21 protein-coding genes are annotated in these 21,786 nt (G+C 72.1%); 10 read left to right on the top strand and 11 right to left on the bottom strand.

Translation table 11 applies throughout. The annotated features are described in order from the left end of the window. Positions 1-3: 3 nt before the first annotated feature. Positions 4-675: a HEAT repeat domain-containing protein gene (locus tag Cs7R123_RS23575; protein ID WP_212829897.1), complete on the top strand. Its 672-nt coding sequence runs from the start codon at positions 4-6 to the stop codon at positions 673-675. A gap of 6 nt (positions 676-681) precedes the next feature. Further along, positions 682-1,683 (top strand): HEAT repeat domain-containing protein, encoded by a 1,002-nt coding sequence (locus Cs7R123_RS23570; RefSeq protein WP_212829896.1) that lies wholly within the window; start codon positions 682-684, stop codon positions 1,681-1,683. Between the two features lie 11 nt (positions 1,684-1,694). On the opposite strand, the gene Cs7R123_RS23565 is transcribed toward Cs7R123_RS23570, so the two are convergent. Together Cs7R123_RS23565 and Cs7R123_RS23560 are read right to left on the bottom strand one after the other, a co-directional pair. Continuing rightward, entirely contained in the window at positions 1,695-4,412 is a 2,718-nt protein-coding gene (locus tag Cs7R123_RS23565; protein ID WP_212829895.1) for a COR domain-containing protein, read from the bottom strand. Between the two features lie 258 nt (positions 4,413-4,670). After that, entirely contained in the window at positions 4,671-4,859 is a 189-nt protein-coding gene (locus Cs7R123_RS23560; RefSeq protein WP_212829894.1) for a hypothetical protein, read from the bottom strand. A gap of 185 nt (positions 4,860-5,044) precedes the next feature. Between Cs7R123_RS23560 and Cs7R123_RS23555 the strand changes: the two genes are divergently transcribed. From Cs7R123_RS23555 to Cs7R123_RS23545, 3 genes are read left to right on the top strand one after another with little or no spacing between them, the layout of a single operon-like run. Then, the gene (locus tag Cs7R123_RS23555; RefSeq protein ID WP_212829893.1) at positions 5,045-5,386 is read left to right on the top strand and encodes a helix-turn-helix transcriptional regulator; all 342 of its coding nucleotides are present in this window, start codon (positions 5,045-5,047) and stop codon (positions 5,384-5,386) included. Continuing rightward, a complete protein-coding gene (locus Cs7R123_RS23550; RefSeq protein WP_212829892.1) occupies positions 5,383-5,853 on the top strand; it encodes an SRPBCC domain-containing protein in 471 nt (156 codons plus the stop codon). The genes Cs7R123_RS23555 and Cs7R123_RS23550 overlap by 4 nt, the downstream gene beginning before the upstream one ends. Continuing rightward, positions 5,850-6,458, top strand: a complete 609-nt coding sequence (locus tag Cs7R123_RS23545; protein WP_212829891.1) for a maleylpyruvate isomerase family mycothiol-dependent enzyme — start codon at positions 5,850-5,852, stop codon at positions 6,456-6,458. Before Cs7R123_RS23550 ends, Cs7R123_RS23545 begins: the two co-directional genes overlap by 4 nt. Before the next feature lie 31 nt (positions 6,459-6,489). Here Cs7R123_RS23545 and Cs7R123_RS23540 read toward each other — a convergent pair whose 3' ends face one another. Continuing rightward, entirely contained in the window at positions 6,490-7,113 is a 624-nt protein-coding gene (locus Cs7R123_RS23540; protein WP_212829890.1) for a TetR family transcriptional regulator C-terminal domain-containing protein, read from the bottom strand. Positions 7,114-7,248: 135 nt separating this feature from the next. On the opposite strand from Cs7R123_RS23540, the gene Cs7R123_RS23535 reads away from it, so the two are divergent. The 3 genes from Cs7R123_RS23535 to Cs7R123_RS23525 are packed head-to-tail and all read left to right on the top strand — an operon-like array spanning position 7,249 to position 11,241. Next, positions 7,249-8,646, top strand: coding sequence for a cytosine permease (locus Cs7R123_RS23535; protein ID WP_212829889.1), 1,398 nt, complete (start codon positions 7,249-7,251; stop codon positions 8,644-8,646). Further along, a complete protein-coding gene (locus tag Cs7R123_RS23530) occupies positions 8,643-9,704 on the top strand; it encodes a DUF917 domain-containing protein (RefSeq protein ID WP_212829888.1) in 1,062 nt (353 codons plus the stop codon). The genes Cs7R123_RS23535 and Cs7R123_RS23530 overlap by 4 nt, the downstream gene beginning before the upstream one ends. After that, positions 9,694-11,241, top strand: coding sequence for a hydantoinase/oxoprolinase N-terminal domain-containing protein (locus Cs7R123_RS23525; protein ID WP_212829887.1), 1,548 nt, complete (start codon positions 9,694-9,696; stop codon positions 11,239-11,241). The genes Cs7R123_RS23530 and Cs7R123_RS23525 overlap by 11 nt, the downstream gene beginning before the upstream one ends. On the opposite strand, the gene Cs7R123_RS23520 is transcribed toward Cs7R123_RS23525, so the two are convergent. Then, entirely contained in the window at positions 11,216-12,079 is an 864-nt protein-coding gene (locus Cs7R123_RS23520) for a globin domain-containing protein (RefSeq protein WP_212829886.1), read from the bottom strand. The genes Cs7R123_RS23525 and Cs7R123_RS23520 overlap by 26 nt on opposite strands. Before the next feature lie 287 nt (positions 12,080-12,366). On the opposite strand from Cs7R123_RS23520, the gene Cs7R123_RS23515 reads away from it, so the two are divergent. Next, positions 12,367-15,252: an AbfB domain-containing protein gene (locus Cs7R123_RS23515; RefSeq protein WP_212829885.1), complete on the top strand. Its 2,886-nt coding sequence runs from the start codon at positions 12,367-12,369 to the stop codon at positions 15,250-15,252. Positions 15,253-15,307: 55 nt separating this feature from the next. Here Cs7R123_RS23515 and Cs7R123_RS23510 read toward each other — a convergent pair whose 3' ends face one another. From Cs7R123_RS23510 to Cs7R123_RS23485, 6 genes are all read right to left on the bottom strand, one after another. Continuing rightward, positions 15,308-15,835: a hypothetical protein gene (locus tag Cs7R123_RS23510; protein WP_212829884.1), complete on the bottom strand. Its 528-nt coding sequence runs from the start codon at positions 15,833-15,835 to the stop codon at positions 15,308-15,310. A 9-nt stretch (positions 15,836-15,844) separates the two neighbouring features. After that, entirely contained in the window at positions 15,845-16,807 is a 963-nt protein-coding gene (locus Cs7R123_RS23505) for an NAD-dependent epimerase/dehydratase family protein (RefSeq protein WP_244872097.1), read from the bottom strand. Between the two features lie 114 nt (positions 16,808-16,921). Then, positions 16,922-17,266, bottom strand: a complete 345-nt coding sequence (locus Cs7R123_RS23500; RefSeq protein ID WP_212829883.1) for a hypothetical protein — start codon at positions 17,264-17,266, stop codon at positions 16,922-16,924. A 37-nt stretch (positions 17,267-17,303) separates the two neighbouring features. Continuing rightward, positions 17,304-17,633, bottom strand: coding sequence for a hypothetical protein (locus Cs7R123_RS23495; RefSeq protein WP_212829882.1), 330 nt, complete (start codon positions 17,631-17,633; stop codon positions 17,304-17,306). Between the two features lie 173 nt (positions 17,634-17,806). After that, positions 17,807-18,028 carry a hypothetical protein gene (locus tag Cs7R123_RS23490; RefSeq protein ID WP_212829881.1) on the bottom strand — a complete coding sequence of 74 codons (222 nt, stop codon included), beginning with the start codon at positions 18,026-18,028 and terminating at the stop codon, positions 17,807-17,809. A gap of 220 nt (positions 18,029-18,248) precedes the next feature. Beyond that, positions 18,249-18,737 carry a hypothetical protein gene (locus Cs7R123_RS23485; RefSeq protein WP_212829880.1) on the bottom strand — a complete coding sequence of 163 codons (489 nt, stop codon included), beginning with the start codon at positions 18,735-18,737 and terminating at the stop codon, positions 18,249-18,251. Positions 18,738-19,011: 274 nt separating this feature from the next. Here Cs7R123_RS23485 and Cs7R123_RS23480 point away from each other — a divergent pair, with 274 nt between their 5' ends. Beyond that, positions 19,012-19,797: a maleylpyruvate isomerase N-terminal domain-containing protein gene (locus Cs7R123_RS23480; RefSeq protein WP_212829879.1), complete on the top strand. Its 786-nt coding sequence runs from the start codon at positions 19,012-19,014 to the stop codon at positions 19,795-19,797. A gap of 127 nt (positions 19,798-19,924) precedes the next feature. On the opposite strand, the gene Cs7R123_RS23475 is transcribed toward Cs7R123_RS23480, so the two are convergent. Then, positions 19,925-21,637, bottom strand: coding sequence for a bifunctional UDP-sugar hydrolase/5'-nucleotidase (locus Cs7R123_RS23475; protein ID WP_212829878.1), 1,713 nt, complete (start codon positions 21,635-21,637; stop codon positions 19,925-19,927). Positions 21,638-21,786: the final 149 nt, after the last annotated feature.

Raw genomic sequence — 21,786 nt, 5'->3', positions numbered from 1 at the left:
CGCATGGTGCGGGAAGACGGGAATGAGCTGGGTTCGCGGTTGTCGGCCGCGTTGGGGGCCGCGGCCCCTTCGGCACGGCTCCAGGCGGCCCTGACGGCGGGGACGCGGCCGGATCCGGCGTATGTCGAGCCGCTGGTGCAGCGGTGCGCGGTGGAGCCCGACTTCTTCGTACGCGACATGCTGACCTGGGCGCTGACCCGCCACGACGCCGAGCCGACGGTCGACCGGCTGCTGATCGAACTGAAGTCGGAGCTGCCGCAGGCCCGCAGCCAGGCCCTGCACACGCTCTCCAAGATCGGCGTACGGCGTGCCTGGCCGGCGATCACCCCGGAGCTGCTGCTCGATCCCGACGACGAGGTCGCCCGCGCCGCCTGGCGCACCGCGGCCGGCCTGGTGCCCGAAGGGTCCGCGGCCGGCCTGGCCGAGCAGCTGTCGACGCAGTTCCACCGGGGTGGCCGCGACGTGCAGCTGAGCCTCAGCCGGGCCTTCGCCGTCCTCGGCGAAGCGGCCCTGCCCGTCGTTGAACGGGCGAAGGCCGCCGCCGACCCGGGCGTGCGCGCGCACGCGATGGCCACCGAGCGGATCATGCAGGACCCCGAGGAGGGATTCGATGCCGCGATCGCACACGCGCAGCGGACCGTCGCGCTGCTCGGGGCGCCGCTTGTCGAAGGGTGAACGCAGATGCTGATCGGGGAAGTCGCCGAGCAGTCCGGGATCAGCGCCCGGATGCTGCGCCACTACGACCGGATCGGGCTCGCCTCGCCCACCGGGCGCACCCACGGCGGCTACCGGCAGTACTCGCCGGACGACGTGCGCCGCCTCTTCCACGTGGAGGGGCTGCGCACGCTCGGGCTGAGCCTGCAGGAGATAGCCGACGTGCTCGCGGACCTGTCGTTCAGCCCGGCGTCGATGGTGGAGCAGCTCGTCGCGCGTACGCACGAGCGCCTCGCCCGGGAGCAGGAGCTGCTGCACCGGCTCGGGCAGGTGCGGGCCAGCGACCCGGCCGCGTGGTCTGACGTGCTGCGCACGATCGGGCTGATGCGCGGGCTCGACACCGGCAGCCCGTCGGCCCGGCAGCGTCTCGTGCTGGCGCTCGGCGAGCAGGACGAGCGGGACACGACCCTGCTCGCCGAGACGGCCCTGAACGAGGCCGACGCGAACGTCGCCGGGGCGCTGCAGTGGGCGCTGGCGCGCAAGGGCGAGGGTGCGATCCCGGTGCTGGCCGAGGCCCTCGACTCGCCCGACCCCGAGCGGCGGCACCGGGCCCTGGCGGCCCTGGCGAAGATCGACTCGCCGCGGGCCGTGGCGGTCCTCGCCGACGCGTACCGGCATCCCGATCCGCTGGTGAGCGCACGCGGCACCCTTGCGCGCGGCCGGCGCGGCACCGCCGACACCATCCCGGCGCTGGTCGCCCTCGTCGTGAACGGCCCTGACGACGTCGAGGCCGCCGAGGTCCTCGCCGTGCTCGCCGCCGGTCACGGCCAGGAGGAGGCCGTCGCCCGCGCCATCGCCGCCGAACTCGCGACCGCCGCCGACCCGGCCCGCCTGCGCCTGACCGCGGCACTCGCGGAGGTCCCCGGGCCGCTCGCGCGGGCGACGCTGACCGGTCTGCTCGACGACCGGGACAAGCGGGTGGCGCTTACGGCGACCTTCGTGCTGCGCACCCGCCCGCCAGAGCTCTGAGCAGCCCCGGCCTACCGGGGCAGCACCGGCAGGCCGGGGTCGTAGGCGTGGTAGTGGTCCGGGCATACCCACAGGTAGTCGCCGGACGGGTCGATGACCCGGCGCAGGTCACCGAAGGCCCGGTCGCTGTCGATGGTGAACATGAACTGGCGGAACCGCCGCAGCGCCCCGCCTTCGAGCGCGCCGAGGCCGCTGCCCCAGTGGTAGCCGGAGTCGCGCGGATACGGCGGCAAGGAGTCGAGGATGCCCTTCATCTGCTCGACCGGCGCCTTGACGTCGGCGGCGCCGGCCAGGTCGGCGATGGTCCCGACGGCCGGTGCGATGATGCGCAGCGCGTTGACCACGACGCGGGCGTACGGGCCGACTTCGGTCAGCCAGGCCTTGGGCTCGGCCAGTTCGTAGGTCGCCGCGGTGTGCGGGTGCCAGGAGCCGGGGTGCTCGCACCACAGCGTCAGGTAGTGGTGTTCGTGGAACGGGTTCAGCCGCTGGAGCCAGGAGCGTTCCTGGCGTTCGACGGTGAACAGCCGTGGGCAGTCGGTGACCTCCGGCCCGATGGCGCGCAGGAGGCGGCGTACGGAGTTGCCGACGGCGCTCACCTCGGTGTGCAGCTGCTGCAGCTCTTCCTTGATGCGGGGGAAGTCGGTCGAGGTGAAGCCGGTGAGCAGCTGCGCGATGTCGTGCTGGCCGAAGCAGGCCATGCAGTCGACCGTGGTCCGGCCGCGTTCGCGCAGCCCGATGAGGCCGGGCAGCGGGAAGCTGCCGGGGCACAGCGCGGTCCCGTCGGCGACGGCGGCCGGGCAGGGGACGAGCAGCGTGTAGGTCATGCCTGGCCACCGACTGCGGACCAGGTATTCGACACTGTCGCGCAGGACGTTGAAGAACAGGTCGGGGGAGGGCGCCCGCACCTGGAGTCTCAGCTGGCGGCCGTCGAGCTGGAGCAGCGCCTCGGAGCGGTACGCCGCGATCGGGTGGCGCAGGAACACGCCGTTGCTCCAGTGCAGCCCGGCAGAGGCGGCGTGGTGGCGCACCGTCAGCCAGGAGATCAGCCCGGGGGCGGGCTCGTTCAGCTCGCACACCAGCCGCAGGCACCGGGAACCGGGCCGGATCGGGGTGGCGGCGTCCCACGGCAGCGGGGGCCGGTTCTGCGAGACGAGCTGTGCGATGAGGCTGCGGTCGGGGTCGTCGGTGAGGCGGTAGGAGACGTCGAACTTCTCCATGAGCCGCAGGAAGTACGGGTGGTGCTCGGCGGCGTACCCGTCCTCGCCGTCGCGCGGGCCCCAGATCTGCCTGAGCCGGTGGTGGTCGAGCACGCCGCCGCCCTCGCGGGTGGCCCGGTCCTCGAGCACGTAGCTGATCGCCTTGGTGAGCCATTCGGGGTTGAGCACGACGATGTCGCGCAGGCCTTCGTCGTCGCCGTAGTGGATGATCTGCCCGAGGTCGTGGAGCAGGTCGGCCAGGGTGCCGGTCTCGCTGGCCGACAGCCCGTGGCGGGCGCAGACCGCCGCGAAGTCCGCGTGGTCGAGCTGGGGCCTGGTCCCGGCCAGGGCCAGGATCTCGTCGCGGACGGCGATCCAGCGCCTGCTGAGAAGCTGGCCCATCTGGGGCAGCCGGGCGATCTCGTCGGCGATGGCCTGGCGCAGCGCGTCGACGCCCGTACCGTCGACGCTGTCGATCTCGTGGTGGCCCGCGACGAGGCCCGGGAGCGCGTCCTGCAGCTGGGCGTATGCCAGCTCGGCGGCCCTCTCGTTGGCGTGGGTGGCCACCACCAGCGCCTTCGCTCCGGCGCCGACGCGAAGCCGGATGCGGCGCAGCCACCCCTCGACCTCGTTCTGCTCCTGGCCTTCGCGCGGCTTCCAGGCGACCGCGTACAGCGCCCGGGAGCTGAAGAAGAACTGGTGCGTGACGCGGTACACCTCCTGGCCGCCGAAGTCCCAGACGCGCAGCGTCATCTGGGCGTCGGTGTCGGGGTGGGGGAGGGCGACCGGCTGGACCTCGATGCCGTGGGTGGTGGGCCGGTCGCGCACGAACGGTTCGCCGCGCAGCGCCGCGACGAGGCTCGTCTTGCCGACGTTGCCCTCACCGACCAGGATCAGTTTCGCCTCGTAGAGCGGCTCGCCGTCGACGAGGCTGGCCAGGTAGTCCGCCACGGCTGTCGTGCCGCGTTCGAACAGTTCGGGCAGCGGGTCGTCCCACGGGTTGTTCGACACCTCCAGGCTGATGCTGCGGCGCACCATCTCGGCGAGCTGGGCCGGCAGGCTGGTCAGCTGGTTTTGCTCAAGGAAGAGGTGGCTGAGTGCGGGCAGCTCGCCGACTTCCGCCGGCAGGTGGCGAAGCCTGTTCTCGCGCAGGTCGAGCATGATGAGGCGCTGCAGTTCGCCGATCTCCGCAGGGAGTTCCTCCAGCTCGTTGCGGGACAGGGTGAGGACCTCGAGGACGCGTGCCCGGTTCAGCCCGGCAGACAAGGACGAGAGGTCGTTGAGGTCGAGTCTGAGCGTTCTGAGGTTTGGTAGCGCGAAGAGCTCTGCAGGGACAGCCGTCAGCCGGTTGCCGCGCAGGTCGATGTGCTCGAGCTGCCGGATGTCGAACAGCGCCGGTGGAACGGTGCGCAGGCCGCGCTCGCTGAGGATCGCCTTCCCGGTGATGGCCATGTCCCGGAGTTCCTGGGGACCGGGTTCGTGCGGCGGGAGGTCCGGGCGCTGGGCGGGTGAACCACCCGGGTGCTCACTCATCGGCGATCCTCGGCATCGGAGAGATGCGCGAGTCTAACCGGCACCTCGACGGCGTCGTCCGATTGTGGCGGCAGGAGTCCTGAGGCCGACAGAAGCCGCCCACACGGCCGGGCTCCAGCGGACGCGGACGTCTGTACGAGCTCAGAAGCCGGGGTGACCGCAGCCTTCTGGACGCGGACGTCACTGCGGAGGAGGTCGAATGTGCCGCAGTGCTGACCTGCGGCAGCAGCCGACGGAATGCGGACTCGAAGGTGCTGGTCAGACGGAGTAGCGGACGCTGAAGTCGGTGGCCAGTTCGATCTGGCGGGCGTTGAGCGCGGCGTCGCAGGGTGACTGCTGCCCGCAGGCCGCGCAGGACTCGTCGTCGTAGGACAGCGGCCGGTGCGTGTCGAGCAGTTCCAGGGCGGTCGTGACGACCAGGCTGTCGGGGGAGAACAGGGCGGGCATTCTTTCCTCATATCTGCGGTCTCGGTTCGGCCGGCGACCGGCTCGCCCGGTCGATATCCACGGCAGCCGGGTCCCAAACCTCCCGGCCCGAACGCGTCGGCGGAGGTGCGGGATCGGGCGCCGTATCTGGCGGGAGGATGCCCGGCTGACTTTACACAACCAATTCGTTGTGCAACGATCGGGTTGTGAAAGCTGCTACCGCCGACTCGCTGGCCCGGATCTTCACGGCGCTGGCCGACCCGACCCGGGTCGCGATCGTCGCGCGCCTGGCTCAGGGCGACGCGACGGTCAAGGAGCTGACCGAGCCGTTCGCGCTGACGCAGCAGGCCGTGTCGCGCCACCTCAAGGTGCTGGCGGAGGCCGGGCTCGTCACGCGCCGCCAGGTCGCCCAGGCCCGTCCGGCCAGCCTTGAGGTCGAGCGCCTGGTCGAGGTGCTGACCTGGATCGACGCCAGGCGGGCCGAGTGGAACCAGCGGCACGACCGCCTCGCCGAGCACCTGCGCCGCCTGACCGGGGACGACCGGTGACCGCGCCGTCCGCCGAGGGCGACTTCACCGTCCGCCACGTCCACCGCGCCCCACGGGACCTGGTGTTCGCGTGCCTGACCAGGCCCGAGCACCTCGCCGAGTTCTGGGGTCCGGACGGCACCAGCACCCCGCGGCAGAACATCGTGGTCGACCTGCGGCCCGGGGGCGCCTTCGAGACCACGATGGTCAACGACGGCAGCGGCGAGACCTACACCATGCGCGCCGTGTACGTGGAGGTCGACGCACCGCGCCGCCTGTCATGGCGGGAGCGGGACTCGGGCGTGCTCACCGAGGTGACGTTCGCCGACCTCGGCGACGGCACCACCGAGGTCGTCACCACCCAGCGCGGCCTGCCCGCCTGGATGCGGACACCGCAGGCCCGCGCGGGCTGGGGCACCGCGCTCGACCGCGCCGCCGTATACATCGCGGCGCTCGCCGCTCGCGGCACCGGACAGGAAGAGAGATGATCATCGTGTACGACCAGATGCAGGTGCTCGTCGGCCCGCAGCTGCGGGCGCTGGCGGACGTGCTGGCGGGCGGGCCCGCGTCGGTGGCCGACGCGCCGTCGCTGTGCGAGGGCTGGGCCTTGCGCCACGTCGTCGCGCACATGACCATGGCCGCCCGCTACGACGTGTCGGCGTTCATGGCGGAGCTGGCCGCGGTCGGCGGCGACTTCGGCACGCTGTCGGAGAAGGTGGCGCGCCGCGACGGCGACCTGCCGTTCGACCTGCTGCTGGCCGACCTGCGCAGCGACACGATGGCGGCGTGGGCGCCACCGGGCGGCGGCGCGGCCGGGGCGCTCAGCCACGCGGTCATCCACAGTCTCGACATCACCGCGGCGGCCGGGCTGCCGCGCGCGGCCGAGGACCGGGCCGTCCGCCTCGTCCTGGACGGCCTCGCCGAGGACGGTGCGAGCCGCCACTTCGGCGTCAGCGCGGCCGGGCTGCTGCTGCGTGCCACCGACCTCGACTGGCAGTGGGGGCGCGGGCCGCTCGTGGAAGCCCCTGCCGGGGACCTGGTGCTGGCGCTGGCCGCACGGGCCCGGCCGGGAATCGACCTGCACGTCGGGTAGGCGCGGCCGGACGTCGCGGGCGGTCCCGGCCTCAGCCGAGGCTGCCGTCGGGCAGGCCGAGGTCGTGTTCCAGCAGGGCGGCCACCGCGCGGCCGACATCGGTGGGCACGACGTTGACCCGCAGCGTGCTGTGGACGATCACCCCGTCGAGCAGGGTGAGCAGCCGCCAGGCGACCGCGTCGAGGTCGGCCGGGGCGAAGACCTGCTCGGCGACCCCGCCGCGCAGCAGGTCGACCACCCGTTCGTGGCCGTCGAGCATCTGCCGGTTCACCTCGGCGCGCAGCGGGGCGTTGGTGCGCGCGAAACTCCACGCGTCCAGCCACAGCGGCCCGACGTGCTCGGTGTCGGGAGCCACCCAGCAGGTGAGCAGTGTCCGCAGCCGGGCGACGGCACCGGCCTGCCGGGCGACGGCGGCGAACGTCGTGTCGAGGTCGGCGGACACGACCTGGCCGAACGCCTCGGCGACCAGCTTGTCAGCGGCGGGAAAGTAATGGTTGACCAGGCCTGATGCGACGCCGAGCCGGAGTGCGACCCGGCGCAGGGTGACGGCTTCCAGTCCTTCGGCGCGGGCCAGCTCCGCTGCGGCCCCGATGATCTCGGCGCGCCGGGCGGCCGGGTCCATGCGGGCGGGCCGGCTCGCGCGAGGGGTGGTCACGGTGCGACTTTACGCGGCCGTCGTACGGCCGGTCGCCGGGCTCTTGACACGTCGCGCGAAAGCATGTTCCCTACACCACATCCGTTATTGGTCACCTGACCAATAAGCGTCTAACCTGATGCTGTGGGGGCACCCATGCTCACGTCCGACCACGCCGCACCGATCGACCTGCCCGGTCGCGTCGAGACCCGCGGCATCGACCTCGTCCCCGACGGCGAGCGGCACGGCCGCCCCCGCGAACTGTTCTGGGTGTGGCTCTCGGCCAACATCACCTACCTGTACTTCGTCCTCGGCGGCACGATGCTGCTGCTCGGGCTGTCGCTGTGGCAGGCGCTGGCCGTCGTGGTGGCCGGGAACCTGTGCTGGCTGGGCGTCGGGGCGCTGGCCGTCAGCGGGCCGCCCGCCGGGTCGCCCAGCGTCGTGGTCACCCGCGCGATGTTCGGCGTACGCGGCAACCGGCTGCTCAGCGCCGGGGTCGGCTGGCTCGTCGCGGTGGCGTACGAGGGAGTCAACCTCGCCCTCGGCTCGCTGGCCGGGTTCGCGCTGGCCGAGCAGCTCGGCCTGACCGCCACCCTGCCCGTGAAGATCGCGATCGTGGTGGCGGTCGCCGTCGCGACGTTCTCGCTCAGCATCTACGGCCACGCCACCATCGCCCGGGTCAGCCCGGTCGTGTCCGGTGTCCTGGCGCTGTTCATCGTGCTGCTCGGGGTGTTCGTCGTCGGCCGTGCCGACACCGGGTACCAGCCGCAGACGCCGCTGCACGGCACGGCGCTGATCGCCGCCGTCGGCGTCGGGCTCACCATCATCGCCTCGGTGCCGCTGTCCTGGGGCACCGGCGCCGACTACTCCCGCTACCTGCCCCGCGACACCTCCCGCAGCCGGGTCCTGTGGTACACCGCGCTCGGCGGCCTCACCCCGGCCGTGCTCATCGGGGCCCTCGGCGTGCTGGCGGGCACCCGCATCGACATGTCCGACCCGCAGACCGCGGTCGCGGCCCTGGTCCCCGGCTGGTTCTACCCGCTGTTCCTGCTCGTCGTCGTGCTCGGGTCGATCACCAACAACGTGCTCACCGCCTACTCCTCGGCGTTCTGCCTCCAGGCGCTCGGGGTGCGCGCCAGCCGCGCCCGCACCGTGCTCATCGACGCGGCCGTCGGCGGCGCCATCGCCGCGTACGCGCTGTTCGCCGCCCGGTTCCTCGACACGCTCAGCACCGTGCTGGAGTTCACCGTCACCTTCCTCGGCCCGTCCATGGCGATCTACGTGGCCGACATCCTGCTGCGGCGCAACCGCTACGACGGCCCCGCCCTGCACGACGAGACCCGCGGCGGCCCGTTCTGGTACGACGGCGGCGTCAACCTCGCCGGGCTGGCCGCGATGGTGCTGGGCACCGCCGCCGCGCTGCTCTGCGTCACCACCACCGTCTGGACCGGACCGGTCGCGGCCGCGCTCGGCGGCACCGACCTCGCCTGGCTGGCCGGCCCCGTCGTCGCCGCGCTGACCTACGTCCTGGTCGCCCGGCGGTACCGCGCATGAGCACCCGCCGCATCACCGAGCACGACGTGCCCGCGCTCGCGCTGGGCTGCGCGCTGCTGGGCACCGGCGGGGGCGGCGGCGTCGAGCCGGAGGTCCTCGCCACCACCCGGGCGCTGCGCGAGCACGGGCCGGTGCCGGTGGTGACGCTGGCCGACCTCGCCGACGACGACCTGATCCTGCCGCTGTCGGCCATCGGCGCCCCCACCGTCGCCGCCGAGCTGCTGCCCAGCGGAGCGGAGGCCGGGGCCATCCGCCGCGTCGTCGAGGCCCGGTACGGCCGGGCGGTGGCGGCCGTGATGGCCACCGAGATCGGCGGCGCCAACGGGGTCGCGCCGGTCGGCTGGGCCGCGGGGCTCGGCCTGCCGCTGCTGGACGCCGACGGCATGGGCCGGGCCTTCCCCGAACTGCAGATGGTCTCGATGAACGTCGCCCAGATCCCGCCCAGCGCGGTCGTGCTGGCCGACACCGTCGGCAACGTCGCGACCCTGGACACGGTCGACGCGGACTGGGCCGAGCAGTGGGCGCGGGCGCTGTGCGTGGCGTCGGGCTCCTCGGCGGTGCTCGCCGACTTCGTCATGACCGCGGCGCAGGCCCGGACCGGTGTCATCGCCGGGTCGGTCAGCCGCGCGCTGCGGCTGGGGACGCTGCTGCGCGAGGCCGCCGACCCGCTGCCCGCCCTGATCGCGGAGCTCGGGGCCGCGCACCTGGTGACCGGGAAGGTCGCGGCGGTGGCCCGGCGGACCGAGGGCGGGTTCGTGCACGGCACCGCGACCGTGCGCGGCACCGGGCCGTACACCGGCACCGAGGTCGTGCTCGACCTGCAGAACGAGAACCTGCGCGCCCGGCAAGACGGCCGGGTCCTGGCCGTGGTGCCCGACCTGATCGCGGTGGTCGACGCCTACACCGGGGTCGCCGTCGCGACCGAGTCGCTGCGCTACGGCCAGCGGGTCGCGGTGCTGAGCTGGGCGTGCGACCCGATCTGGCGTACCCCGCGCGGCCTGGCCCTGGCCGGACCGGCGGCCTTCGGCACCGACCTGGGAGCAGCGGATGCGTCCTGACAGCCATGTCGTCGGCATCGACGTCGGCGGCACCAACACCGACGCCGTCGCGCTCGACGGCGACCAGCGCGTGGTCGCCGCGGTCAAGCGCCCCACCACCGAGGACGTCACCGGCGGGGTCCGGGCCGCGCTCGGCGCGCTGGTCGCCGACCTCGGCCCGGCCGCGGCCCGGGTGCGGCGCGTCGTGCTCGGCACCACCCACGCCACCAACGCCGTCGTCGAGCGGCGGGGCCTGGGCCGGGTCGCCGCTATTCGGCTGGGCGCGCCCGCGGGCGCGTCGGTGCCGCCGCTGGAGGGATGGCCGGCCGACCTGCGGGCCGCGCTCGACGGCGGCACCGCCCAGCTGCGCGGCGGGTCGCTGGTCGACGGCCGGGCGCTGACCGGCCTGGACCGCGACGGGGTCTGCCGTTTCCTCGACCAGGTGGCGGGCCGGGTCGACGCGGTCGCGGTGACCGCGGTGTTCGCGCCGTCGTTTCCCAAGCAGGAGCACCTGGTGCGCGAGCTGGTCGCGGCCCGGCTCGGGGAGCACGTGCCGGTGTCGCTCAGCCACGAGATCGGCGGACTGGGCCTGCTGGAGCGCGAGAACGCCACGGTGCTCAACGCGGCGCTGCACCAGGTGGTGCATGCCGTCGCCGCGGCGCTGGGCACGGCCCTGGCCGAGCACGGCCTGACCGCCGCGGCCTACCTCGCCCAGAACGACGGCACGGTGATGACGGCCGCCCACGCGACGCGGTTCCCGGTGCTCACCATGGGTGCCGGACCCGCCAACTCGGTGCGCGGCGCGGCGATCCTGTCCGGACGGCAGCAGGCGGTCGTCGCCGACGTCGGCGGCACCACCACCGACCTCGCGGTCCTGGTCGACGGCCAGCCGAGGCAGAGCGCCGTCGGGGTGAGCATCGGCGGCATCCGGCTCAACAGCGTCATGCCCGACGTGCTGTCGGTGCCGATCGGCGGCGGCACCGTGGTGCGCGCCGGGTCCGTGCCCCGGCTCGGGCCCGACTCGGTCGCGCACCGGCTCACCGGGCAGGCGCTGGTGTTCGGCGGCTCGACCCCGACCCTGACCGACGTGGCCCGCCACGCCGGGCGGACGGCCACCGGCCACCACCGGCCCGATCCGTCCTGGCACCGCCTGCTGGAAGCGGCGCTGCCGGAACTGGACCGGCGGCTCGGCGAGGCGGTGGACGCCATGACCGGCGGCGGCCTGCCGCCGCTGATCGTGGTCGGTGGGGGTGCCGAGCTGGTGCCCGACCGGATCGATCACGCCGTGGAGGTGGTCCGGCCCCGCCATGCCGAGGTCGCCGGGGCGGTGGGTGCGGCGGCCGCGATGGCGGGCGGCAGCGGTGACAGCGTCATCCGGCTCGGGCCCGGCTACGCCGAGGCGCTGGCCGCCGTGGAGCAGCAGGCGCTGCGGCGGGCGGTCGCCGCGGGGGCCGACCCCGACCGGGTACGGCTCACCGAGGTGGGGGAGTCGCCGCTGGCGTACCTGTCCGAGCCCGCGGTGCGGGTGCGGATCAGAGCCGCTGGGCCGCTGCGCTGACCGGCTGCCTGAGCGGGGCGGTCCGGTCGTCCGGCGCGCTGCTCGGGCAGCCGAGCCGTACGACGTCGCCGACCGCGAGCTGTGCGGTGATGTGGTGGGCGAACTCGTCCACGGGGTCGGTCTGCACGGTCACGCGGCCGCCCTGGCCGGTGGCCAGCACCCGCGTCGGGCGCCAGACCCGGGGCAGGCGGGCCGTCTCGATCGTGGCGACCTGCCCGGCGGTGACGTCGTAGGGCTGGTGCGGGCGCAGCACGGTGATCGCGGCGACCCCGGACACCACGTGCTGCTCGACGGTGGCGTACCAGTAGGGCGGCAGGTCGGCCGCGGCCCGCGCCGCATCGATCATGATGTTGGCAGCCGCCTCGTAGCGGCGCAGCCAGGCCCGCTCCACCTCCGTGGTCCACGCCGCCCCGGCGTAGTCGGCGAAGGTCGCCAGCAGCACCTGGCCGACGGCGCTGAAGTGGACCGGCTGGATGCCGAACTTGCGGTGGTCGCGGCCGAGGTTCTCCAGGGTCGCGACCAGTTCGGGCGACGCCCCGTCCGCCCCGGCCAGCGCGACCAGGGCGGCCACCAGCCGCTCCGGCTGGGCTTCCATGCGCTGCGGGAACAGCTGGCGCAGGTGCGGGTGCCCGCTGAACAGCCGCGAGTAGAAGGTGCGGACCAGGTCCAGGGCGACCGGTGCGACCAGCCGCAGGCTCGCGTCGATCAGCCGCTGGTCGCCCCAGTCGACCCCGTCCTGACCGGCGGGTTCGGCCGGCGCCTCCCAGCGGAACAGCCGGGAGGCGTGGTGCCAGGCGAGCCAGCGGTCGTACTGCTGGAGGTCTGCGGGGGCGGTCATGATCGGCAGCGTAGCCAACCGACCTGCGGGTTCACGGATTTCCACCCGTAATGATCAACACAATGACGGGTTCCCGTCACCGTCGAGGAGTCCATTCCGGACGGATGTTAGCGCGAACGCGAATACTTTCGGAACCCGTTGACTTTGACGTTGCGGTCACGTTACAAAGTGACGTCGGCGAATGTTATCGCTAACAACTGGTCGTCCCCAGGCCGGCGCTCCGGCCACGCCGCCGGAGCCTCACCGCAGCGGCATGCGATGCACCTCACCGTCCCTGGAGGAGCCACATGCAGCACCGAGCACGGCCCATCCTGCTCGCCCTAGCCCTCGCCGCCGGGCTGACCGCCGCCCCGGCGGCCCCCGCCGCGGCCGCACCCACCGCGTTCCTGACCGTCGACGCCGGACACACCACGGCCGCCGTCAACAGCACCCAGTTCGGACACATCGTCGAGGACATCAACCACTCCGTCGAAGGCGGACTCAACGCCAACACCGTCCGCAACGCCACCATGAAGGAGAACGGCATCTCGTCCTGGTCGCTGCTCACCTCCGGCGGCGGCACCGGCACGGTGGCCCTGGACACCGGCGGCGGCCTCAACGCCGCCAACCCCAACTCGCTGCGCCTGACCATCGGCGCCGACGGCGCCGGGCAGCGCGTCGGCGCCGCCAATGCCGGCTTCTACGGCGTGGGCGTACGGCCGTCGGCGACATACCAGGTGTCCTTCTTCGCCCGCGCCGACCAGGCGTTCGGGCCGGTCACGGTCAGCCTGGAGAGCACCGGCGGCACCGTCTACGCCAGCGCCACGGTCGGCACGGTGGGCACCGGCTGGGCCCGCTACACCGCCACGCTGACGACCCCCGCCTCCGCCCCGACCTCGACCGCCAACCGGTTCGTGATCTCCGCCAACGGCACCGGCGCGGGCCGCACCCTGTGGCTGACCGTGGTCCAGTGCAACGCGCCGACCTACGCCGCCACCGGCAACATCCGCGCCGACCTGGAGGCCAGACTCGCCGACACCCACCCCGGCTTCATCCGCGTGCCCGGCGGCAACTACCTCGAAGGCGCCGTGCTGGCCAACCGGTTCGCGTGGAAGAACACCATCGGCGCGGCCGAGCAGCGGGCCGGACACCAGAACGACGCCTGGGGCTACTGGTCCACCGACCACTTCGGCCTGCTCAACTACCTGCTCATGGCCGAGCAGGCCGGCGCCGAGCCGCTGCTGGGCGTGTTCGCCGGATACACCCTCAACGGCAGCGTCACCCCGCAGAACCAGCTCGCACCCTACGTCCAGGAGGCCCTGGACGAGATCGAGTACATCACCGGCAGCACCAGCACCACCTGGGGCGCCCGCCGCGCCGCCGACGGCCACCCCGCCCCGTTCCCGCTGCACTACATCGAGATCGGCAACGAGGACTGGTTCGACGGCAGCGGCAGCTACGACGCCTACCGGTACCCGATGTTCTACGACGCGATCAAGGCCGCCCACCCGCAGCTGCAGATCGTCGCGTCCATGCCGGTCAGCTCCCGCCCCATGGACGTCATCGACGACCACTACTACAACGGCGACCCGGCCGGGATCGCCGCCCTGGCCACCCGCTACGACAGCGTCGACCGCAACGGCCCCAGAGTCCTCGTCGGCGAGTACGGCGTGACCAACGGCAGCTCCGCCAACCCGACCGGCACCCTGTCCGGCGCCATCGGCGAAGCCGCGTTCATGACCGGCATGCTGCGCAACGCCGACCTCGTCATGGGCGCCGCCTACGCCCCCGCGCTCACCTCGGTCGACAACTGGCAGTGGTCGTCGAACCTGATCGGGTTCAACGCGGTGTCCTCCTACGGATCGCCGTCATACCACGTCCAGAAGATGTTCGGCACCCTGCTCGGCGACCACGTCGTGCCGGTGCAGCTCACCGGCGCCCCCGCCGACCTGCGCGCCGTCGCCACCCGCACCACCTCCGGCACCGTCTACCTCACCGTCGTCAACTCCACCGCGGGCGCCATCGAGACCCAGCTGACGATCAGCGGCGCGACCAGCGTCGGCGGCACCGCCACGGTCACCACGCTGACCGGCGACCCCAACGCCCGCAACAGCATCACGGCCCCGAACACCATCGCCCCCACCACCGCCAGCGCCGCGGCAGGAACCAGCTTCGTACGCACCTTCCCCGCGAACTCGGTCGTCGTGCTGACCCTGTCGACCACCGGCCCGGCGAGCCCGCTGCTCGCGGTCGGCAAGGGCGCGTCGCTGCGGGCCACCACGCCCGGCTACACCGACCGCTCCGTACGCCACTCCGGCGGCATCGCCGTCACCTCGGTCATCACCGCCACCAGCGGCGCCGCCGACAAGAAGAACGGATCCTTCCTGGTACGCAGCGGCCTGGCCGGCACCGGCTGCTACTCCCTGGAGTCGCGCGACAACCCCGGCAGCTACCTGCGGCACTACAACTACCAGGTGCGGCTGGCAGCCGACGACGGCACCGCCCAGTTCGCCGCCGACGCCACGTTCTGCGCCGCCGACGGCAACAGCGGGCAGGGGATCTCGCTGCGGTCGTACAACTTCCCGACCCGCTACCTGCGCCACTACAACAGCCAGGTGTGGATCGCCAGCAACGGCGGCAGCCTGCCCAGCGACGCCACCGCCAACTGGGCGCAGGACACCACCTGGCGGCTCGGATCGGCGTGGTGGCGCAGCGACGCGAACGTCACCACCGGGTCCTACCAGTCCCTACAGGCCACCACCCCCGGCTACACCGACCGGTACGTGCGCCACCAGGCATACCTCGGCTACACCGCGCAGATCACCAGCGGATCCAGCACCACCGACAAGCAGGACGCGACGTTCCGGATCGTCGCCGGACTGGCCGACAACTCCTGCTACTCGTTCGAATCCCGCAACTTCCCCGGCTACTACCTGCGCCACTCCGACTACCGCATCCGCCTGGACGCCAACGCCGGCACCGCGCTGTACGCGGCAGACGCCACGTTCTGCGCCCAGCCCGGCAACAGCGGCACCGGGCTGTCGTGGCAGTCGTACAACTTCGCCAACCGCTACCTGCGCCACTACAACAGCGAAGTCTGGATCGCCGGCAACGGCGGCTCCCTGACCACCGACGCCACCGCCAACTTCGCCCCCGACACCAGCTGGCTCACCGCCGCCCCCTGGGCGCCGTGACCCGGTGACGGCATGACCCCGTGGGCCCGGCCTGATCCACCGGGCCCACGGCCCGTCACCAGGGCGTCGGCGTACCGTCGGCCAGCCCCAGCCGCACACCCCGGTGGCGCGGGTGCGGCAGTAGGTACTCCAGCCACACCGCGTCCGCGTCGACCCTGCCCAGGTGCAGCGACAGGTCGGCGTGCTCATGGCTCCAGCGGGGCCGCCCGTCCGGGTCGAAGGCGACCACCCCGTTCTCGTACGCGACCAGTAGCGCCCCGTCCGGCGCCTGCGCGAAGACCGTCCAGCTGAGGCCCGAGTCCTGCTCGCGGGCCAGCCCGACCGTGGCGGTGACCTCGTCGACGGACAGGTCCAGCACGGCGATCGCGGGGGAGCGGTCGGCGGTCAGCCACAGCAGGCCGCGGTCGGCGTCGACCCAGCCGTCCAGCCCGTACATGTCCGGGACGAAACCGCCGAGGTGGCGGACGCCGCCGTACGGGTTGCGCACCGCCACCGACGTCGCCGTGTCCCGGTCGAACAGCTCACCCCACGGGCCGCCCAGCGGGGCGGTGCCCCCGTCGAAGACCAGCCGCCTACCGGCCAACGCCCACCGTCACCGGCTCGCCCACGCCGCCAGCAGCTCCGACTCCCGCTCCGCGGCCAGCACCCGGTCGGTCAGCGCGGTGGCCAGCACGTCGCGGGCCGACTCGACCACCGGCCGGGTGACCAGCCCCGCCGCCACCACCGCCGCCGGATCGGCGGCACCGGCCCAGTAGTCGTCGGCGATGCCGCCCGCCCACAGCGGCAGCAGCGTGCCGTCGACGCCGCGCTCGCCCAGGAACGCGTCGTCCACCCAGGTCAGCGTCGTCCCGGCGGGCGCGAACTCGCCGGCCAGCTCATCGAGCAGGTCGGCCAGCGGCACCGACGGGGTCACCGTGTGGAAGACCCCGCCCCGGCCCAGCATCCGCACCATCCAGGCGGCCTGGTCGCGGGCGTCGATGACCTGCGTCGGCAGGGCCGGGTCGCCCGGCGCGAGCACCTGCCCGCCCCGGGCCAGGCGCTGCGCCCAGTAGTCGAGGCGGCCGTACGGATCCCACGGGCCGACCACGTACGTCGGGCGCACGATCAGCAGCTCCGGGCCGAACAGGTCGCGCGCACGGCGCTCGCACAGCACCTTCATCGAGCCGTAGGTCTCGCCGGTGACCGCGACGCCGGTGACCGGGCCGGTGTGCTCCAGCAGCGGCGCGTCCTCGGTGAAGCCGGGCCCGGCCGGCGGCGCGTACGCCGACACCGTCGACACGAACGTGTAGTGGCCGCCGCGCCCGTCCAGGGCCTGGGCCAGCGACGTGATCTGGTCGGGGTGGAAGCCGGTCACGTCGACGGTGGCGTCGAACCGGTGCCCGGCCAGCACCGACAGGTCCTCGTTGCGGTCGGCGAGCAGGTGCTGGGCCTGCGGGAACAGGTCGGGGTTGGTGCGGCCCCGGTGCAGCAGGGTGACCTCGTGCCCGGCGGCCAGCGCGGCCTCGGTGAGGTGGCGCCCGACGAACTTCGTACCCCCGACGATCAGTACGCGCATCCGGCGATCGTAGCCGCAGCGGCCCGGGGCGGGGAGAGTCACGCTGTCGCTGCGCAGGCGCTTCGGTGCTGTCTCGCGGATCAAGTCATCGCTCGGCAGCCCGGCGCCACCGGCTCAGTCTGCGTCCAGCGCGTCGGCGCGGCGTATCAGCTCTGCTGCGATGTCGTCCCAGTCCGGGCCATAGAACCAGAGGTTCTGCGCGGCCTCCCGCATCAACACCGGGTGGTCGGGTCGCTGTAGGAGTACCAGGCGATAAGCAAGGTTGCGGACCCACACGGGAAGGAGGCCGTCAACCAGGTGCGGGCAGAGTTCACGCAGCATGGCAAGGATCGATTCTGCATCAGCGAAGGTCAGCTCTTCGATGAAACGGCGCTCGTGGTGCTCGTAGCCGCACTCCGGCTTCGGCCGGTACTCGTCCCCGTAGAGGCACCGCGCATGCTCGGTAAGGGTGCTGTGCATGGCCAGAGCTTAGGCGCCATGATCCGCAAGAAGGCGCCTAGGCCGGGCAGGCGTGCGACGGATGGGCCTGCCGTCTCAGGGCGATCACGTCAGGCCGCTGGTGGCCGCATTCGACGACGAGGCCTTCGCCGTCGACGACCTCCGGGTAGCAGTTGCCTTCGTTGATCCAGATGGTGACGTTCTCGATACCGGCCGCGCGGTCGCAGGCATTCGCCCAGTACTGGACGGTGAAGGCAGGTTCCTGGCCGGTGTAGTCGGATCTGATGGTCATCCGCTCGTCCGGTCTGAGCCACCGGTCCTCGCCGAGCGGCTCGATCCATACCGCGAGCCATCCCTCAAAATCGTTGGTGACGACGATAGCGGCCATGCCTCACGGTAGCCTGCGGCCAGGAACGGCCGAGTGCTGCTGGGCCCATCTTGCGATCGCTTCGCGATCTCGTGTGGCCCCAGATGTGTTCCCAGCACCGTTCCGGACGTTCCTTCCGTCCCACAACGCTCGTCCCGGAATCGGCAACGGCCGCGATCCGCCGCGCTGGGACGTCAGACTCGGCGGCGTTCGCTGATCTCGACAGGCTGGTCGAACAGGAACCCGAACGACCAGGGGGAGATGCGGTGTTGAGCGTCCACCCGGTAGCCGGTGCACTTGAAGCCCTTGGTCCGGTGAGTGATCGTGACCAGCTCGATCAACACGATGTTCGGGTCGGTATGGCGGTGCACGATGTCACCGATCTGGAGTTCGTCGGCCTTCACTACCTGGATCACGAGGAGATTGTCCGCCGGCCCTACCGCAGCGGGACAGCCAGTGGGGAAGCTCCGGCACGCCACTGGCAAGAGGCACGAGCCGTGATCGGGCAGACTACGGAAATGATCGAGATCACGCTGTCTGTGCCCGGTTACGACGCGAGCCGTGGAGTCGTAGCCCCGGTTGAGGGTGGCACCATCGTCGTGAAGGTCGATGGCGGCAACTCAGTGGAGACCTGGATCATCTGTCCGCCGGGGAGCGCGGAGCGCCCCAGCGTTCGAGCAAAAGGTATGCGGTCTGCGGCTCGGCGGTGTCCTCCACGAGCAAAGTGATCTCATTGTCGTCGAAGTCGCCGCGATACAGCCTGGCCGAGCTGCTGATTCGCCACCCGTACTCGGCCGGGACGTCCGGCATGCCGTAGCGGGTGCTGCCGGGGGCCAACCGGTAGGTGGTCCGAAAACGTTCGAGGCAGGCGGCTGGCGCGGTGAACCGAAGGTAGAGCTGGTTGATCGGTTCTTGCAGATTTCCGTATCGCAGGTTGGCGGCTCCGCAAGGCAGGTCTACTCCGTAAATCGGAAGCAGGTCCCGCTCCAGGTCGTCATCGCGGTAGGAGATGTGGAAGGGGCCGTCGGCGTGCGGGTACTGGCGGCTGTCTGAGAACCGCTTCCATGGCGGGTTGAGGCAGCCGCAGCAGAGCAGCATGAGCCCGAGGAGCAGAGCGGCCAGCACGGCCCAGCGGGACCTGCGGCGAGCGGCGGGGCGATCGGATGACACCCGAGGACCATACTGACGTCAGGCGGTCCGGAGGACGGATCTTCACATCTTCGCCACACGGATATGGAACCCCGACACGGTTTCTGCTGACTCTCGTCAGATCGAATGGCTCCGATACGGCTCTGGCGGCACGACCCCGTGTTCGCGCTCCAAACGAGAGAACGGCATCCCATCCCGGGGCGGGTCAATTCGCTGGCCGGTCGTCGGAGCACGGTGATACAAAGCCGGGGTGCGCGAGATTCTCACGTTCTCTGATCATCTGCGACTGATCGACGAACGGTCGGCCGCCTTCCACGCTGCGGTCGCCGCGGCACCCAGCCTCGACGCGCCGGTGCCGACCTCTCCCGAGCGGACGCTGTTCGATCTCGTGCAACACGTGGGGATGGGCCGGCGCAAATCAGCCGCCATCGTCGCCACAGGGCCCGCGGACGGGCCTCCGGAGAAGTCGGCTTGGGATGACGGCATGGGTGCGCCTCGGGAACGCGAGGCTCTCCTGGCCTGGTGGACCGAGTCCGTCGGGCAGCTGACGAGCGCGCTGCGTCAGGCCGGCCCGGACCGTGGCTGTTGGACGTGGTGGGGGGACTCGCCGTCACCGCAGACCTCTGGTGCCTGGGCGCGGCGACAGGTTCCCGAGATCGCGGTGCACACCTACGACGTCCAGCTCACGGCGGATGCCCCGCAGCCGCTACCGGACGAGGTCGCCCTCGACGGCTTCGACGACTGCCAGTTCACCCTCTGCGCGACGACGGTCGCCTGGCCACACGAACCCGCCGTCGTCGATTACCACGCCACCGAGGGCCACTCCTGGCGCCTTCGGCTCTCCCGCGACGGCGCACAGGTCGCCCGCCTCACGCCCGCTGCCGGCGATGATCCCGACACAGCTGACGCCTCCGCCCGGGGCACGGCCAGTGACCTGGTCCTGTTCTTCTACGGCCGCATACCGCTGGACTCGCTGAAGTTCGAAGGCGACCGTCGTATCTTCGATCAGCTCGCAGCCTGGGACCCGTCCGTGTGACAACCCACGACGTGCGGTCCCGTGCACCCGAGCGGTCCTTCGCGCTCAACTATCGGCCGCATCTCAACCGATGCCTGGCCCGGGCCGACGGCTCAGTAGCCGCCGGCCCGGTGGTCGGTCGGGTCGGTCAGGGTGCGGGCAGGATCGTCACGCGGTTGGCGGCCGGGACGGGCAGCGGGTTGGCCGGTGCGGTGTGGGCTTGCATGTAGGCGACGAACGCGGCCAGGTCGACGGATCCGTTGACGCGGTTGGTGCCGTCGCGGAAGGTGGTGAAGCCGTTGCCGCCTTCGGCGAGGAAGGTGTTCGCGGTGACCCGGTAGACCGCGGCCGGGTCGAGTGGTGCCCCGGCGACGCGTACGGTGTCGGCCAGGACCCGGTCGGCGCCGGCGCGGGCGAGGTCGACGGTGTAGCGCAGCCCGTCGGACAGTTGCAGCAGCCGGGGGCTCGCGGTGTTGTCCCCGGAGAACTGCTCCCGCAGGACGGCGAGCAGTTGCTGCCCGGTCAGGTCCATGGTGACCAGGATGTTGTCGAAGGGTTGGACCTGGAAGGCCTCGCCGTAGGTGACGACGCCGTCGCCTTCGCTGCCGGTGGCGGCGTAGACGAGGTCGGCGCGCATGCCGCCGGGGTTGAGGAAGGCCAGTTGCGACCCTGCTGCGGCGCTGCCTTCGGCCTGGGAGTCGGCGATGACGTCGCCCAGTGGTGTCTCCAGGGTGGTCGCGCCGCGTCCGGGCAGGTTGCCGGCGATGTAGCCGACCGGCTGGTTGGCCTTCTCCGCCGAGCGCGCCCGCCAGGTCTCGACGACCTGCCGGACCGCCGGGTCCTCAGGGGTGTCCAGGGTGACGACGTGGTTGGCCGCCTGCACGCTGGCGCGGGCGATGTCGCGGGTCGCCGGGTTGATGGCGAACCGGATGTCGGTGAAGGTCCGTCCGAACGACGCCGCCTGGGTCACCAGCCGGCGGTGGCCCTTCGGGTCGGGGATGTCGCAGACGTACGCCTCGTGGGAGTGGGCGCTGACGATGAGGTCGACGGCGGCGGTGGCCTGCTGGGCGATCGTCTTGATCGCCCCGGTCAGGCCGGTGCCGGGTCCGGCGGCGTCGCAGTCGAAGTCGTACGCCCGCTCGGAGGTCAGGCCACCCTCGTGGATGAGCACGACGATCGCGTTGACGCCCTTGCCGCCGAGCTCCTTGGCGTACTTGTTGATCGTGGCGACCTCGTCGCGGAATTCCAGGCCCTGGATGCCGGCCTGCACGACCAGCGACGGGACGGTGTGGGTGACCACGCCGATGAAGCCGACCTTGAAACCCTGGTACTTCTTGACCCAGTACGGCGCCAGGATCGGTTTGCCGGTCGCGGTGTCCACGACGTTGGCCGCCAGGATGGGGTACGCCGCACCGGGGTAGCGCACGCCCGGTTCGGCGCAGCCGTCCACGGGGTGGCAGCCGCCCTTGGCGATGCGCAGCAGCTCGGCGCGCCCTTCGTCGAACTCGTGGTTGCCGACGGTGGTCACCTTGAGGCCGAGTGCCTCCAGCGCGTGCACGGTCGGCTCGTCGTGGTAGGCGGCCGAGATCAGCGGGCTGCCGCCGATCATGTCGCCGCCGCCGACGGTCAGTGACCGGCCCTGCCCGGTGCGGGCCTGCTTCAGCAGCGTCGCCATCCTGGCGATGCCGCCGGCCGGCACGAGGGTCTCGTGTCCGGTGTCGTCGACCTCGACGACGGAGCCGGCTGCACCCGGAACGGCGTCGAGGTTGCCGTGGAAGTCGTTGACGGCGAGCAGCTGTACCGTCGGCCGGGCAGGTGCCGCTGCGGCGGCCGGGTGCTGCCAGGCCAGTAGCGCCGACACACCCGCGCACGTCAGGGCCATGCCGAGACGAGCAGAAATCTTCGCCAATCCTCCGAAAAGGGTAGATAGTAGGACAGATGGAAAGTATCGGCTCGGGGGGTCGGCTGCGATGATCCACGCGGGACCTGGACCTAGGCGCCATCTGTCTG

Origin of the sequence: Catellatospora sp. TT07R-123 (assembly GCF_018327705.1) — a bacterium.
GTDB lineage: Bacteria > Actinomycetota > Actinomycetes > Mycobacteriales > Micromonosporaceae > Catellatospora.
This window is presented reverse-complemented; position numbering and strand designations above follow the sequence as displayed.

Coding starts and splice junctions, on each gene's coding strand:
- Cs7R123_RS23565 (WP_212829895.1), bottom strand. CDS start 4,412: ATGAGTGAGCACCCGGGTGGTTCACCCGCCCAGCGCCCGGACCTCCCG.
- Cs7R123_RS23560 (WP_212829894.1), bottom strand. CDS start 4,859: ATGCCCGCCCTGTTCTCCCCCGACAGCCTGGTCGTCACGACCGCCCTG.
- Cs7R123_RS23505 (WP_244872097.1), bottom strand. CDS start 16,807: ATGCGCGTACTGATCGTCGGGGGTACGAAGTTCGTCGGGCGCCACCTC.
- Cs7R123_RS23535 (WP_212829889.1), top strand. CDS start 7,249: ATGCTCACGTCCGACCACGCCGCACCGATCGACCTGCCCGGTCGCGTC.
- Cs7R123_RS23520 (WP_212829886.1), bottom strand. CDS start 12,079: ATGACCGCCCCCGCAGACCTCCAGCAGTACGACCGCTGGCTCGCCTGG.
- Cs7R123_RS23500 (WP_212829883.1), bottom strand. CDS start 17,266: ATGCACAGCACCCTTACCGAGCATGCGCGGTGCCTCTACGGGGACGAG.
- Cs7R123_RS23495 (WP_212829882.1), bottom strand. CDS start 17,633: ATGGCCGCTATCGTCGTCACCAACGATTTTGAGGGATGGCTCGCGGTA.
- Cs7R123_RS23570 (WP_212829896.1), top strand. CDS start 682: ATGCTGATCGGGGAAGTCGCCGAGCAGTCCGGGATCAGCGCCCGGATG.
- Cs7R123_RS23515 (WP_212829885.1), top strand. CDS start 12,367: ATGCAGCACCGAGCACGGCCCATCCTGCTCGCCCTAGCCCTCGCCGCC.
- Cs7R123_RS23530 (WP_212829888.1), top strand. CDS start 8,643: ATGAGCACCCGCCGCATCACCGAGCACGACGTGCCCGCGCTCGCGCTG.
- Cs7R123_RS23545 (WP_212829891.1), top strand. CDS start 5,850: ATGATCATCGTGTACGACCAGATGCAGGTGCTCGTCGGCCCGCAGCTG.
- Cs7R123_RS23525 (WP_212829887.1), top strand. CDS start 9,694: ATGCGTCCTGACAGCCATGTCGTCGGCATCGACGTCGGCGGCACCAAC.
- Cs7R123_RS23575 (WP_212829897.1), top strand. CDS start 4: ATGGTGCGGGAAGACGGGAATGAGCTGGGTTCGCGGTTGTCGGCCGCG.